We start from the raw sequence: 14,352 nt of genomic DNA on the forward strand, positions 1-14,352 counted from the left end.
GACGGTTACCGCAGGCGAGCCATCAGGGCGTGCTCGACCAGGGTGATGAGGGCGCTCTTGGCGTCCGCGCGGTGGCGGGCGTCGGTGGTGATGATGGGGGCGTCCGGGCCGATCTGGAGGGCCTCGCGGACTTCCTCCGGCGTGTACGGCTGGTGGCCGTCGAAGCCGTTGAGGGCGATCACGAACGGCAGGCCGCTGTTCTCGAAGTAGTCGACCGCCGGGAAGCAGTCCGCGAGACGGCGGGTGTCGACGAGGACCACCGCGCCGATGGCGCCGCGTACGAGGTCGTCCCACATGAACCAGAAGCGGTCCTGTCCGGGGGTACCGAAGAGGTACAGGATCAGGTCCTGGTCCAGGGTGATGCGGCCGAAGTCCATGGCGACCGTGGTGGTCGTCTTGTCACCGGTGTGGGTGAGGTCGTCGATACCCGCGGAGGCGCTGGTCATGACGGCTTCGGTGCGCAGCGGGTTGATCTCGGAGACCGCGCCGACGAACGTGGTCTTGCCCACGCCGAAGCCGCCCGCCACCACGATCTTCGCGGAGGTGGTGGAGCGGGGAGCCGCTCCGCCGTTAGAGCTTGCGAAGTCCACTGAGCACCCTTTCGAGCAGTGTCACGTCTGGCTGGCCGCCGGCAGACTCGTCGCCGCCGGGCTGATGAATGGCGACAAGGCCCGCCTCCGCCAGGTCGGCGACGAGGATGCGGGCGACACCAAGAGGAATGGAGAGGAGTGCCGAGATCTCCGCGACGGATTTGATCTCTTGGCACAGACGGCAGATGCGCTGGTGCTCGGGCAACTGCCCTTGCAGCCGCGCGGGATCGGCCGTGGTACTGACCAGCGCCTCGATGGCGAGCTGGTAGCGCGGCCGGGTACGGCCGCCGGTCATCGCGTACGGGCGCACCAGCGGGTTGTGCGCCTTCGGAGCCTGCGGCCCACCGCCGCGCAGGGGCTGCTGCGAAGGCCGCTGGGACTGCTGGGACTGCGGAGGCTGCTGGGGCAGACCGTACGACTGCTGCTGGTAGGGGTTGTGCTCCGGCACGGGCCGGCTGGGCGCGGAGGGGAAGTTGAAGCGGTTCTGGTCGTGCCCACCCTGCGGCTGCTGAGCGCCGCCATAAGGATGTCCTCCGGGTGTTGTCACGTTTCCTCCTCCGACTCCAAGAACGCAGTACTCCCTGTGGCACCGCGCCACCGCACCTTACGGTGCGATGACGCGAAACACACTGTCTGTCTGTTAGTTGAGAAGACTTCCCTGCAGTTCCGCGCGCAGGTCCGGGGTGAGGACGCTGCCCGCGCGGTCGACAAGAAGGGCCATCTCGTAGCCCACGAGGCCGATGTCGCACTCGGGGTGCGCGAGCACCGCGAGCGAGGAACCGTCGGAGACGGACATGAGGAACAGGAACCCTCGGTCCATCTCCACCACGGTCTGGTTGACGGCGCCACCCTCGAAGATGCGGGAAGCCCCGGCGGTGAGCGACGTCAGACCGGAGGCCACGGCCGCCAGCTGGTCGGCGCGGTCGCGCGGGAATCCGTCGGACATCGCCAGAAGAAGGCCGTCGGCGGAGACCACCACCGTGTGCGACACCCCGGGGGTGTTGTCCACGAAGTTGGTGATCAACCAGTTCAGGTTCTGTGCCGCCTGGCTCATCGGGCTCACACTAACGCTCCTGGTCATAGCTGTTACTTGACTGCTCGGAACCCGCGCTGCGTCCCTGCTGGACACCGCGTCGCAGGTTGCTCAACCTGCCACGGACGTCCTCCGGGGCGCGGGAGACCTGGGGGCCGCCCTGCGGGGTCGTCTCCGCAGCACCCTCGACCAGGTTGGCCTTGGGTACCCGCCGAGGGAGACCGGACGGGGTGACCCCGCCCGCCTTCGGCTCGCGGAGCTTGGCGGCCTGCTGCCAGCGCTCGTCGTTGTTCGAGCGCCAGGCGTTGCCGCCTTCCTCGTCCTGCTCCGGGGCGGTCGGCTGCTGACGCGGCGACCGCTGCTCGAAGAGGGATCCGGTGGACTCCGCTTCCTGCTGTGCCGGCTGCCACTGCTGCTGGCTGCCGCGTCGCGGCAGGCCCGCTCCGGTCATGTCGTGACCGGTGTCGGCGGCGGCGCCCGGACGGTCGAAGCCTACGCGCTCCTGGGCCGGTTCGGGAGCGGACTGAGGTTCCGAATCCGTCCGGTAGTCCTGCTGGTAGGTACCCGAGTACGTGTTCTGCTCGGGCCACCCGGCCTGCGGGGACTGCTCCGCGTAGCCGTTTTCGTACGCCTGCGCGGGCTGCTGCGGGTCCTGGTAGCCGTCTTCCGGATAGGCATAGCCCTGGTCCGGGTACGCCTCGTAGGCCCGGTCCTGCGCGGGGGCGTCGTACGCCGCCTCGTAACCGGGCGCGGACGCCTGTTCGTAGCCCTGGTACGGCTGGTACCCGTGTTCGGGCTGAGGTTCCGGATACTCCCGCGCGGAGTACTCCTCCGCGGCGTCCGCGGGCTGCGACTGGCCGACCTGGGCCTCCAGCGCCGCCCGGCGCTCCTCGCGGCCCAGGGAGCGGGCCATCGCGTCGAGCGGGGCGCCGTCGCCGCCCGCGGCGTCCTGGCCGCCGCCCTGGGCGTCGTAGCGCGAGTCGTCGAAGCCGAGCTCGGCGGCCGTGCGCAGCGGGGCGGCCTGCTGGGCCTGCTGCCGCGGGATCATCGAGGAGACGGTGAAGTCGTCGTCCGGTATGCCCTCGCCACCGCCACCGTGGGTGATGGCGTCGGGGAGCATGACCAGCGAGGTCGTGCCCGCCGCCTCGCCCGAGGGGCGCAGCTGGACGCGGATGCTGTGGCGGTCCGCCAGCCGGCCGACCACGAACAGACCCATGCGCTGCGAGATCGCGGCGTCGACGGTCGGCGGGTTGGCGAGCTTGTGGTTGATGTCCGCGAAGTCCTCGGCGGTGAGGCCGATTCCCTTGTCGTGGATCTCGACCATCACGCGGCCGTCGGGAAGACGGGTCGCGTTGACGCGGACCTTGGTCTGGGGGGAGGAGAACGTGGTGGCGTTCTCCAGCAGCTCGGCGAGCAGGTGCACGAGGTCGGTCACGGCCTGGCCGTGGATCTCGGCGTCGGAGACGCCCGAGAGTTCGATGCGCTCGTACTGCTCCACCTCGGAGGAGGCGGCGCGCAGGACGTCGACGAGGGGCACCGGCTGGTCCCAACGGCGGCCCGGGTTCTCACCCGCGAGGATGAGCAGGTTCTCGCCGTTGCGGCGCATACGGGTGGCCAGGTGGTCCAGGCGGAAGAGGTTCTCCAGCTGGTCCGGGTCGGCCTCGTTGTTCTCCAGGTCGGTGATGAGGGTCAGCTGGCCCTCGATCAGCGACTGGTTGCGCATCGAGAGGTTCGTGAAGATCGCGTTGACGTTCCCTCGCAGGAGCGCCTGCTCGGCGGCGAGCCGGACCGCTTCCCGGTGGACCTGGTCGAAGGCGCGGGCGACCTCGCCGATCTCGTCCCGGGAGTTGATCGGGATCGGTGCGACACGGGTGTCGACCTTGCCCGGGTCGGTGCGCGAGAGCTGGTCGACGAGCATCGGCAGGCGCTGCTCGGCGACGTCGAAGGCGGAGGAGCGCAGGCGGCGCATCGCGCGGCTCATCTGGCGGGCCATCATGGCGGCCAGGATGAAGGCGGTCGACAGGGCCACCACGACGATGGCGCCGGTGACGATCGCGTCGTTGCGCGCGTCATCGGAGACCGCGGCGGCGTCGGCGAGCGCCTTGGCGAGCAGGTCCTTCTCGACCTCCGCGTAGCCCTCGAACTTGGCGGTGGACGCGGCCTGCCAGGCGGGCGGGGTGGTGCCGTTCTGGGCGAGCTTGGTGTTCTTCTCGCCGCCGGCTATCGCCTCGGTCATGCCGATGAGCGCGGAGCCGTTGACCACGGGCGGAGCCTTGAAGGCCGTACCGGCCTGCTCGGAGGCCTGCTTGGCCTGGGCGAGCTTGGCGGCGCCCTCCTGGGACTTCCGGCCCATGACCTCCTTGAGCCGGTTCACGTCCTCGTCGGTGCCGGCGGCGACGTACTCGCCGATGGCTATCTCTTCGAGGTAGTTGTAGGAGGAGAAGGCGACGAGCTGGGCCTTGCGGGTGTCCTCGACCTCGCTCGGGCGCACCAGCAGGTGCGTGCCGACGGAGCGCTGGAGGGAGTTGGCGGCCTTCGCCAGTTCGAGCGCGTAGACCATGCGGCCGTAGCTGGTGACGTTCCCGGTGCCCAGACCCAGTTCGTTGGAGAACTGCATGAGGTAGTGCTGGACCAGCACGTACCCCTCTTCGGTCGGGATGGGGCCGGCCTGCTGCGGGAGGTTCTTCTTCGGGGTCTCCGGGATGGCGTACGCCGTCTTGCGGACCTGCTCCAGCTTCGGCTCCTCCTGGCGGAAGAGCTCCAGGCGACGCTCCAGGCCCTGCTCCGAGGGCAGGTCCTTCACGGCGGAGGCGAACTTGGCCTTCGCGGCGTCGGTGGCGGCGTACGCCTTGGTGACGGCTTCGTTGTTGCGGTCGCCCTTGAGGAGGGGCTCGGCGGTGAGGTCGCGCTCGTTGAGGAGGGCCTGGCCGTATTCGGCCGCGGCCTGGACGATCCGGGTGGTCTTCTCGGCGTCCTTCGCCTCGTTCCAGGTGTCGACGGAACCCTTCACCTGGAAGCCGCCCATGACCAGTCCGACGAGGACGGGCACGAGGAGGATCGCGTTCAGACGGGTCGGCACACGCCAGTTGCGCGGTGAGAACTTGCTGGTGCTGCCGCTGCTCGTGGGTGGCTCCACGGGTACGTCGACGGGCGACGTCGCCGCGCGCGGCGGCGGGGTGAAGTTGCCGCGCGCGGGTTCATCCGCGGGGCTCGAGTTGCTTCGCCTCACTCGACCAACAACCTCTCGGCGGTGCTACTAGCTAGTTCGTTGAATTCCAGCACGGTCCACGGCCGTGGTCCAAACAGTTGGAATCGGCCATTCCAAGAGCCTTATGTCCCACATAATTCGGACATAAAGAGCGAGCGGCGGCAAAAGCGGGGCCAGTTGTACGCAGAGCGGCACCGCGCGAACGCGGGCCGTGTCCAACTGGCGTCAATTCTCTGTCGAAACGTTATGAACGACAGGGGCGGACCGTGTCCGACGACACAGCCCGCCCCGGCGTACAGCCTTGTCGAACGTGCTACTTGAGCCGCGCCATCAGGGCGTGCTCGACCAGGGTGATGAGGGCGCTCTTGGCGTCCGCGCGGTGGCGGGCGTCGGTGGTGATGATGGGGGCGTCCGGGCCGATCTGGAGGGCCTCGCGGACTTCCTCCGGCGTGTACGGCTGGTGCCCCTCGAAGCCGTTGAGGGCCACGACGAACGGCAGACCGCTGTTCTCGAAGTAGTCCACCGCGGGGAAGCAGTCGGCCAACCGGCGCGTGTCGACCAGCACGATGGCGCCGATGGCGCCGCGTACGAGGTCGTCCCACATGAACCAGAAGCGGTCCTGTCCGGGGGTACCGAAGAGGTACAGGATCAGGTCCTGGTCCAGGGTGATGCGGCCGAAGTCCATGGCGACCGTGGTGGTCGTCTTGTCACCGGTGTGGGTGAGGTCGTCGATACCCGCGGAGGCGCTGGTCATGACGGCTTCGGTGCGCAGCGGGTTGATCTCGGAGACCGCGCCGACGAACGTGGTCTTGCCGACACCGAAGCCGCCCGCCACCACGATCTTCGCGGAGGTGGTGGAGCGGGGAGCCGCTCCGGCGTCAGAGCTTGCGAAGTCCACTGAGAACCCTCTCGAGCAGCGTTACGTCCGGCGTTCCGCCGGCCTCTCCATTGCCCGGCTGGTGGATGGCCACCATTCCGGCCTCGGCCAGGTCGGCCACGAGGATCCGGGCGACACCGAGCGGCATCGACAGCAGCGCCGAGACCTCCGCGACCGACTTCACCTCGCGGCAGAGCGTGCAGATGCGCTGGTGCTCCGGCAGGAGGGTGGACAGGTGCATCGGATCGGCCGTGGTGCTGACCAGCGCCTCTATGGCGAGCTGGTAGCGGGGCCGGGTACGGCCGCCGGTCATCGCGTAGGGACGTACCAGCGGCTGGTCGCCTTCCGAGTACGGGTCTCCGTACGCGTCGGGATAGGCGGGGGGCGGGGTCATTGATCCTCCGGGCTGGACAGCAGTGGTCAGCGTGCCGTCTGAGGGGGCGGCCGGTGGGGGGACATGACGGCCTGTCGGGGGTACTGGATACCGGGAGTGCGGTCCCGGGGCCCCGGCCGGAAGTACCGTCCGGCCGGGGGGGAACGTCAGATGAGCAGGCTTCCCTGGAGCTCCGCGCGAAGGTCCGGGGTGAGGACGCTGCCGGCGCGGTCCACGAGGAGGGCCATCTCGTAGCCCACGAGGCCGATGTCGCACTCGGGGTGCGCGAGAACGGCCAGCGAGGAACCGTCGGAGACGGACATGAGGAACAGGAACCCTCGGTCCATCTCCACCACGGTCTGGTTGACGGCGCCACCCTCGAAGATCCGGGAGGCCCCGGCGGTCAGCGAGGTCAGGCCGGAGGCCACGGCCGCCAGCTGGTCGGCGCGGTCACGGGGGAATCCTTCGGACATCGCCAGAAGGAGTCCGTCGGCGGAGACCACCACCGTGTGCGACACCCCGGGGGTGTTGTCCACGAAGTTGGTGATCAACCAGTTCAGGTTCTGTGCCGCCTGGCTCATCGAACTCAACTATCGCTCCTGCTGGTAAGTGGGGTCGATGTGGTAACTGCCGGTCGCGGGGCCGGTGGTGCCGGCCTGGCGACCCTGCTGGATACCGCGCCGGAGGTTGGTGAGACGACCGCGGACGTCGTCCGGCGCACGCGAGACCTGCGGACCCGCCTGGGCGTCGGACTGCTGCTGCGCGGTGCCGGCCACGAGGTTCGCCCGTGGCACGCGGCGCGGCAGACCGGAGGTGGTGATCCCGCCGGCGGCGGGCTGACGCACCCGTTCGGCCTGGCGCATCAGCTCGTCGTTGGGCGAGGAGCGCCAGCTGACCGTCGGGGTGCTGCCGGTGACCGCCGCGGCCGGCTCGGCCGGACGCTCCTGGCCGCGCTGCGGCAGCGGGTGCTGCGGCGCCTGCGTCGGCTGGGGGCCGGTCTGCGGCTGCTGGGGTACGGCCGGTGCCTGCGCGGGGGACTGCTCGCCGGCCCGCGGGTACCAGTTCGACTCCAGCGTGTCGAAGATCGGGCTGCGCAGCTCGCCGCCGCTCTGCGCGGGGGTCGGGGCGTAACCGGACTGCTGCTGGTGCGGCTGCTGCGGGACCTGCTGCTGACCGTAGCCGCCGCCCACACCGGGGCCGCCCGGTCGGGCGAACTGGCCGGTCTGGGACGGGTCCATCGGGCCGCCCGGCTGCGGGCGCTCGAACTGCCCGGTGGCCGACGGGTCCTGGAGGGCCGGCGGCTGCGGACGCTCGAACTGGCCGGTGGTGCCGTTGGCCGGCGGCTGGCTGAAGTCAGGGCGGGCGAACTCCGCCGTCGAGCCGGGGCCCGAGCGCTCGTCGTGGCCGCGCGGAACGTCCTGGCCGCCCTGGCCCGCGCCCCAGCTGGTGCCCTGCGGGAGCCCGGCGGGCGAGACACCCGTACCCGGGAGCTCCGGACGCGGGGCGCCGGCGGGCGACGGCAGCTGCGGCCGCCGGCGCTTGACCGGCTGCTGCGGCCCGCCCTGCGGGGACTGCGCACCGGGACGGCCCTGCTGGGGCTGCTGGCCCTGCTGCGGCACGTCCTGCGGCGGCCCTGCTGCTGCGGACGCTCGAAGCCGTTGCCCTGCGGGAACCCGGCGGGGCCGGACGTGGCCCCGGCCGGGCCTGCGGGCCACCGCCGAGCAGGCCACCCGGCTGCTGCTGCTGGCCACGCGCCGGCAGCGGAGCCCCGCCGCCCTGCGGACGCTGCTGCCCACCGGGACCGCCCTGGCCGGCCGGAGCACCCGGACCGCCGGGAGCACCCGGACCGCCCTGGCCCGGCAGCGCCGGACGCGGACCACCGGACACCTGCCCGCGCTGCCGGCCCGCTTCCACGGGGGGACGTGCGCCCGCACCGGGCACGGAAGCCTGCCCACCGGGACCGCCCTTGCCACCCGGGCCGCCCTGCCCACCGGGACCGCCCTGCCCACCGGGACCGCCCTGGCCGCCGGGAGCACCCGGACCGCCCTGGCCGGCCTGACCCGGCATCGGACCCGGCTTCTTGCCGCCCTGGGCGACGTCCACCGGAAGCATGACGAGGGCGGTCGTACCACCCGAGTCGGAGGGGCGCAGCTGGATGCGGATGCCGTGTCGCAGGGACAGGCGGCCGACCACGAACAGACCCATGCGGCGGGAGACGGAGACGTCCACGGTCGGCGGCGACGCGAGTCGCTCGTTGATCGCGGCGAGGTCCTCGGGGGACAGACCGATACCCGTGTCGTGGATCTCGACGAGCACGCGGCCGTCGGGCAGCGCGTGACCGGTGACCTTGACCTTGGTCTGCGGGGAGGAGAACGAGGTGGCGTTCTCCAGCAGCTCGGCGAGGAGGTGCACGAGGTCGTTGACGACGCGGCCGGCGACGTCGGTGCCGGGCACCGACGCGAGTTCGATGCGCTCGTACTGCTCCACCTCGGACGCGGCGGCGCGGAGCACGTCGACGAGGGGGACGGGGCGGGTCCACCGGCGGCCCGGCTCCTCGCCCGCGAGGACGAGGAGGTTCTCGCCGTTACGGCGCATGCGGGTGGCGAGGTGGTCGAGCTTGAAGAGCGAGGACAGCTGGTCCGGGTCGGCCTCGCGCGACTCCAGCTCGGAGATGAGCGAGAGCTGACGCTGGATGAGGCCCTGGGAGCGGCGCGAGAGGTTGGTGAACATCGCGTTGACGTTGCCCCGCAGGAGGGCCTGCTCGGCGGCGAGGCGGACGGCCTCGCGGTGCACGTCGTCGAAGGCCGCGGCCACCTGGCCGATCTCGTCGCGGGTGTGCAGACCGACGGACTCCACGGAGGTGTCCACGTCCTGCGGGTCCGACTCGGAGAGCTGCTTGACGAGCTCGGGCAGACGGTCCTGGGCGACGCGCGTCGCGGTGTCCTGCAGGCGGCGCAGCGAGCGGATCATGGACCGGGCCATGACGAAGGCGCCGACGAGCGAGACGCCGAGGACGAGGAGGATCAGGGCACCGTTGATGATGGCGTCCTGCTGCGACTCGTTCTTGAGCTCGCGGGCCTTCTGCTCCATGTCCTCCAGCAGGGTCAGCTCGATGACCTTCATCGCCTGGAGCTTGGTGTCGTCGGCGTCGTACCAGTCCATCCAGGACCGGTTCTTCTCCTTGCCGAACTGCCCCTGGGTGCTGAGCACACGACGGGCGTAGTGGTCGGCGCTGCCGATCTCCGTGTTGCCGTCGCCGAGGGCCGCGAGGAGTTCCTCGGGCTTGCCCTGGTAGACGAGTTCGAAGGTCTTCTTCGCCTGGCTCTCACCGCGGAGCGCGGAGAGGGCGTAGAGGCGGTCGTTCTCCTCCAGCTTGCCCGGCTTGTCGCCGCTCTCGGGGAGCGAGGCGGCGATGATCGCGCGCTGGATGGAGGCGTACTCCTTGGCGGACGAGAACGCCGCCAGGGCGCGCGTGCGCTTGATCATCTCGGGGCTGGAGGTGGCCTGGGCCATGTCCTGCGAGAGGGAGAGCAGCGAGACGATCAGCGCGTTGTACTCGGTGACGGTCTGCTGGGCGCCGTTCTGGTACGCCTTCTTGCGGATGTCCTCGATGCCGGTGAGCTGACGGCCGATCTGGAGGATGTTGTTGCGGATCGACTTGAGCGTCTCGTCCTTGTCCTGCGCGTTGTCGACCCTGTCGGTCGCGGCGGCGAAGGCCTTGGCGGCGGCGTCGGTCTGGTCGCGGACACCCTCGACGAGGCTGTTGGCCTTGCCGTCCTTGGTGATGGACATGGGGCCGGCCGACTTGTCCCGCTCCTCCTGGAGCATGGCGGCCAGGTTGGTGGCCTGCCGGGTCATCGTCGTCAGCAGCTGCATGTGTTCGAGCTGCGCGATGTCGTTGAGCGAGTCGTTGATACGGAAGCCACCGAGCGAGGTGGCGGCGACGACCGGCAGGGTCAGCAGCGACACCAGTCGCGTGCTGATGCGCCAGTTCTGCATGGCGAGACGGGAACCGGGCCCACTGGGGGCCTTCGGTATCGCCTGCGCCTCATCGGTCTCGATCGGCTCGGTCCGGCCCTTGGCCCGGCTCGGCTTCGCGGCCTTGCCGGACTTCCCGCGGCCCTTGCCCTTCACCGGAGGAGCGGACGCGGGGCCCGTTCCCTCGATGGCCGGCCCGCGGTTCTGGGCGTGCTGGGCCGAGGGACCACGGTCGGTCCCACCGCGCGGGTCCTGCTCCGCCGCGGCTTCCCCACGTCCCTGGCGGGCCTGGGGAGACCCCTTGCCATCCCTCTTGAATCGTCCCTGCACTAGCGTCGCAACCTCTGGACCAGGCGTCCCGCCGTGAACGGCGAAACGGTGTCGAGTCGTGGGGCACTGACGGCCCCATGGTGGTCGTCGGTGACCGGCGCGTCTCCCTCTCTTGCCACCGCGCTCGGCGCCCTCTGGCGCCACCTGCGCGCCGGCTGATACCCGCGGCGGTCCCGCGAATTCCAGCACAGTGGGGGATCTCCAACAAGGTGCGCGTGTCGGCCCGGCGAGGCGCTCACGAGGTGTGACGGACGGGCTACGGCACGTGGAGGCACTATGGGGATGAATCGGACTTAAGTCAATCAAAGCTCGTGCCTGGCAAGGTGTCCCAGTCGAGATGATCAGGAGCGGAATGGCGCATTCAGTGGCGCAATGTCCGTTTTGTTGAACGGAATTGACCGCCTGTTATGTCTGAAATGCCGGCTCACTGGTGAGCAAACTCACACGGTCATGGCCATGAGTTCCCGGTTCGGTAAGGGATTCGGATGTTTAGCCTTGCCCTTTGAAGGGTTGGCGTGCGCCGCCGCACGCGACGCGCACCGAATCGCACGGACGCGCACATCCGACAGCCTCATCCACGAACCGAGCCGAGGGCCCGAAACTCCGATGACTCCGCAGAAGACCACGATGATGTTCCGCAACATAGCCAACCCCCGCCGCACCACCCTCGCGCACCTCAAGGACGCCGACGAGCTGCAGGCGGCGCCGGCCGCCCCGGAGCACTCCGTCGAGCTGCCGACCCAGACCGCGAACCCGCGCCGCACCGTCCTGATGGACGCGCCGGTCGCCGCCGCCGCGCAGTAGGCCGCGCGGGCACGGAGCGTGAAGCGTCGCCGCCCACCGCGTTAGCCTGGAGTCCGCAGACTCCAGCCAGCGGAAATACAGAGGGGCAGACGCAACACGTGCGCATCGCCAGGTTCTCGATCGACGGCAATGTCGCGTTCGGCGCGGTCGAGGGCAGCAGCGCCCCCGGCGACGAATCGACGCTCGTGCTCGACATCATCAAGGGCATTCCCTTCGCGGACTTCGAGCTCTCCGGTACGAAGGTCCCGCTGAGCAAGGTCCGCCTGCTGCCGCCCGTGCTCCCGAACAAGGTCGTGGCCGTGGGCCGCAACTACGCGGAGCACGCGGCGGAGCTCGGACACGCGGTCGTCGACGACCAGGGCCGCGCCGAGCCGCCCCTCGTCTTCTTCAAGCCCTCCACCTCCGTGGTCGGCCCCGGCGACCCCATCGCCTACCCGTCCTTCTCCGAGGAACTCCACCACGAGGCGGAGCTCGCCGTGGTGATCGGCCGCATGTGCCGCGAAGTCCCCAGGGAGCGCGTCAAGGACGTGATCCTCGGCTACACCTGCGCCAACGACGTCACCGCCCGCGACGTCCAGCGGCGCGAGCAGCAGTGGGCGCGGGCCAAGGGCTTCGACAGCTCCTGCCCCCTCGGCCCCTGGATCGAGACCGACCTCGACCCGAGCGACCTGACCATCCAGTGCACCGTCAACGGAGAACAGCGCCAGCTCGGCCGCACCGGCGACATGATCCGCTCCATCGAGGACCTGGTCGTGCACATCAGCGAGGCCATGACCCTGCTCCCGGGTGACGTCATCCTCACGGGGACCCCGGCCGGAGTCGGCCCCCTCAACGTCGGCGACGAGGTCGCCGTCACCATCGAAGGCATCGGCACTCTCACCAACAAGGTGATCAAGCGTGGTTAACGGACCTGTCCGCGTACGTTTCTGTCCCTCCCCGACCGGCAACCCCCACGTGGGTCTGGTCCGCACCGCCCTCTTCAACTGGGCGTTCGCGCGCCACCACGGCGGTACGTTCGTCTTCCGCATCGAGGACACCGACGCGGCCCGCGACTCCGAGGAGTCCTACGGCCAGCTGCTCGATTCGCTGCGCTGGCTCGGCTTCAGCTGGGACGAGGGCCCCGAGGTCGGCGGCCCGCACGCCCCGTACCGCCAGTCCCAGCGCATGGACATCTACGCCGACGTCGCGAAGAAGCTCCAGGCCGGCGGCTACGCCTACCACTGCTACTGCACCACCGAAGAGCTGGAGCAGCGCCGCGACGCCGCCCGCGCGGCCGGCAAGCCCTCCGGCTACGACGGCAAGTGCCGCGACCTCACCGCCGAACAGAAGGCCGCGTACGAGGAGGAGGGCCGCCTCTCCATCGTCCGCTTCCGGATGCCCGACGAGGCGATCACCTTCACCGACCTGGTGCGCGGCGAGCTGACCTTCACCCCGGAGAACGTGCCGGACTTCGGCATCCTGCGGGCCAACGGCGCGCCCCTCTACACGCTCGTCAACCCGGTCGACGACGCGCTGATGGAGATCACCCACGTCCTGCGCGGCGAGGACCTGCTGTCCTCCACCCCCCGCCAGATCGCCCTCTACAAGGCGCTCATCGAGCTCGGCATCGCCAAGGGCGTCCCGGAGTTCGGTCACCTGCCGTACGTGATGGGCGAGGGCAACAAGAAGCTCTCCAAGCGCGACCCCGAGTCCTCGCTCAACCTCTACCGCGAGCGCGGCTTCCTGCCCGAGGGCCTGCTGAACTACCTCTCGCTCCTCGGCTGGTCCTTCTCCAAGGACCAGGACATCTTCTCGATGGAGGAGATGGTCGCGAAGTTCGACATCCCGGACGTCAACGCCAACCCGGCCCGCTTCGACCTGAAGAAGTGCGAGGCGATCAACGCCGACCACATCCGCCGCCTCGACCCCAAGGCCTTCGCGGACGCCTGCGCCCCCTGGCTGCACGCGCCGCACGCCAACTGGGAGCCGGAGGACTTCGACGCCGCCGCCTGGGAGCGGATCGCCCCGTACGCCCAGACCCGCGTGACCGTTCTGTCGGACATCACGGCGAACGTGGACTTCCTCTTCCGCAAGCGGCCCGTCGAGGACCAGGCGTCCTGGGACAAGGCCATGAAGGGCGAGCCCGCGGCCCTGCTGACCACCGTCCGCGAGAAGCTCGTCGACGCCGATTGGTCGGACCCCGAGTCCCTCAAGCAGGCCGTCCTGACCGCCGGCGAGGCCCACGGCCTCAAGCTCGGCAAGGCCCAGGCCCCGGTCCGGGTCGCCGTCACCGGCCGCACGGTGGGCCTGCCGCTGTTCGAGTCCCTGGAGATCCTGGGCGAGGAGCGCTCCCTGGAGCGCATCGACGCGGCCCTGGCGAAGCTCTCCGCCTGACCCACGTCCGGCGAAGGGGCGGCCACCCATCCGGTGGCCGCCCCTTCGCCGTTGTCGGTCCGGGGACCTAAGGTGCTGTCGATCACCCCACCCCCGTGGAAGGCCTTGCCATGCCCATGACCGCCCCCGACTACGCCCGCTACTTCACCCCGGGCCACGCCTTCTCGTACGAGAGCGGCCAGCGCGGGATCCTCCACGTGGCCGGCGCCGGCGAGCTGTGGCTCCCCAGCGGCCAGGTCGCCGCCTGCGACCCCTTCATCGGCCTCGGCGCGGGCGAGGCCGAGCCCTTCACCGTGCGCGTGGCCCCGGGCCGCTACCGCGTCGAGGCGGCCATAGCCACCCTCACCACCCCGGGCGAGCCGCCCTCCGACACCCCCCACCTGCGCACCGCCGCCGCCCGCCTGGTGATCTCCGACACGGAGACGGTGAGCTGGGAGCAGGCCCTCGTCGCGGGCCAGGACGCCGCGGAGCTCGGCGACGACGAATACTTCGGCTACGGGGTCGACGCCGGCGCCGGCTGCTTCTACGACGTCGCCGCCGACGAGTCCTTCCCCGCGTGCGAGGGCGACGAGGGCCCCCTGTGGGACGCCTTCGAGGCGAACGACCACGGCCCCGGCCCCTACCTGATCGCCGGTGAGCAGGGCCACAACCTCGCCGCCTTCTCCTCCGGCTGGGGCGACGGCTCCTACCCGACGTGGGTCGGCCGCGACCGCGCCGGCGCCGTCACCTGCTTCGTGACGGACTTCTTCGTCGTGCCCACCGAGGAGGGCGGGGCGGCGTAGGCTC

General features: G+C 70.4%; 11 protein-coding genes and 1 pseudogene. 4 read left to right on the forward strand and 8 right to left on the reverse strand.

Translation table 11 applies throughout. From position 1 onward, the window contains the following. Positions 1-5: 5 nt before the first annotated feature. The 8 genes and pseudogenes from M4D82_RS23685 to M4D82_RS23720 form a co-directional block, all read right to left on the reverse strand. On the reverse strand, positions 6-590 hold the full coding sequence (locus M4D82_RS23685) for a GTP-binding protein (RefSeq protein ID WP_007266770.1): 585 nt from the start codon (positions 588-590) through the stop codon (positions 6-8). Further along, positions 571-1,137, reverse strand: coding sequence for a DUF742 domain-containing protein (locus M4D82_RS23690; protein ID WP_249767964.1), 567 nt, complete (start codon positions 1,135-1,137; stop codon positions 571-573). Before M4D82_RS23690 ends, M4D82_RS23685 begins: the two co-directional genes overlap by 20 nt. Before the next feature lie 93 nt (positions 1,138-1,230). Then, a complete protein-coding gene (locus tag M4D82_RS23695; protein WP_030037347.1) occupies positions 1,231-1,644 on the reverse strand; it encodes a roadblock/LC7 domain-containing protein in 414 nt (137 codons plus the stop codon). Between the two features lie 10 nt (positions 1,645-1,654). Next, positions 1,655-4,852, reverse strand: coding sequence for a sensor histidine kinase (locus tag M4D82_RS23700; RefSeq protein WP_249767965.1), 3,198 nt, complete (start codon positions 4,850-4,852; stop codon positions 1,655-1,657). Positions 4,853-5,144: 292 nt separating this feature from the next. Beyond that, a complete protein-coding gene (locus M4D82_RS23705; protein ID WP_100660867.1) occupies positions 5,145-5,729 on the reverse strand; it encodes a GTP-binding protein in 585 nt (194 codons plus the stop codon). After that, complete coding sequence (locus tag M4D82_RS23710) at positions 5,710-6,102, reverse strand: DUF742 domain-containing protein (RefSeq protein ID WP_249767966.1); 393 nt, start codon at positions 6,100-6,102, stop codon at positions 5,710-5,712. The genes M4D82_RS23705 and M4D82_RS23710 overlap by 20 nt, the downstream gene beginning before the upstream one ends. 146 nt (positions 6,103-6,248) lie before the next feature. Then, positions 6,249-6,662 carry a roadblock/LC7 domain-containing protein gene (locus tag M4D82_RS23715; RefSeq protein WP_008739864.1) on the reverse strand — a complete coding sequence of 138 codons (414 nt, stop codon included), beginning with the start codon at positions 6,660-6,662 and terminating at the stop codon, positions 6,249-6,251. 9 nt (positions 6,663-6,671) lie between these two features. After that, positions 6,672-10,389, reverse strand: a pseudogene (locus M4D82_RS23720) (sensor histidine kinase). Positions 10,390-10,995: 606 nt separating this feature from the next. On the opposite strand from M4D82_RS23720, the gene M4D82_RS23725 reads away from it, so the two are divergent. From M4D82_RS23725 to M4D82_RS23740, 4 genes are all read left to right on the forward strand, one after another. Beyond that, positions 10,996-11,193, forward strand: a complete 198-nt coding sequence (locus tag M4D82_RS23725; RefSeq protein ID WP_249767967.1) for a hypothetical protein — start codon at positions 10,996-10,998, stop codon at positions 11,191-11,193. Positions 11,194-11,291: 98 nt separating this feature from the next. After that, complete coding sequence (locus M4D82_RS23730) at positions 11,292-12,098, forward strand: fumarylacetoacetate hydrolase family protein (RefSeq protein WP_249767968.1); 807 nt, start codon at positions 11,292-11,294, stop codon at positions 12,096-12,098. Further along, positions 12,091-13,566, forward strand: a complete 1,476-nt coding sequence (gene gltX, locus M4D82_RS23735; RefSeq protein ID WP_249767969.1) for a glutamate--tRNA ligase — start codon at positions 12,091-12,093, stop codon at positions 13,564-13,566. The genes M4D82_RS23730 and gltX overlap by 8 nt, the downstream gene beginning before the upstream one ends. 110 nt (positions 13,567-13,676) lie before the next feature. Further along, a complete protein-coding gene (locus M4D82_RS23740; RefSeq protein WP_249767970.1) occupies positions 13,677-14,348 on the forward strand; it encodes a DUF4241 domain-containing protein in 672 nt (223 codons plus the stop codon). Positions 14,349-14,352: the final 4 nt, after the last annotated feature.

The sequence above is a fragment of the Streptomyces sp. RerS4 genome (assembly GCF_023515955.1).
Lineage (GTDB): Bacteria > Actinomycetota > Actinomycetes > Streptomycetales > Streptomycetaceae > Streptomyces.

Excerpts from the sequence above, each read along its gene's own strand:
- M4D82_RS23695 (WP_030037347.1), bottom strand. The coding sequence starts at position 1,644 with ATGAGCCAGGCGGCACAGAACCTGAACTGGTTGATCACCAACTTCGTG.
- M4D82_RS23710 (WP_249767966.1), bottom strand. The coding sequence starts at position 6,102 with ATGACCCCGCCCCCCGCCTATCCCGACGCGTACGGAGACCCGTACTCG.
- M4D82_RS23715 (WP_008739864.1), bottom strand. The coding sequence starts at position 6,662 with ATGAGCCAGGCGGCACAGAACCTGAACTGGTTGATCACCAACTTCGTG.
- M4D82_RS23725 (WP_249767967.1), top strand. The coding sequence starts at position 10,996 with ATGACTCCGCAGAAGACCACGATGATGTTCCGCAACATAGCCAACCCC.
- M4D82_RS23740 (WP_249767970.1), top strand. The coding sequence starts at position 13,677 with ATGCCCATGACCGCCCCCGACTACGCCCGCTACTTCACCCCGGGCCAC.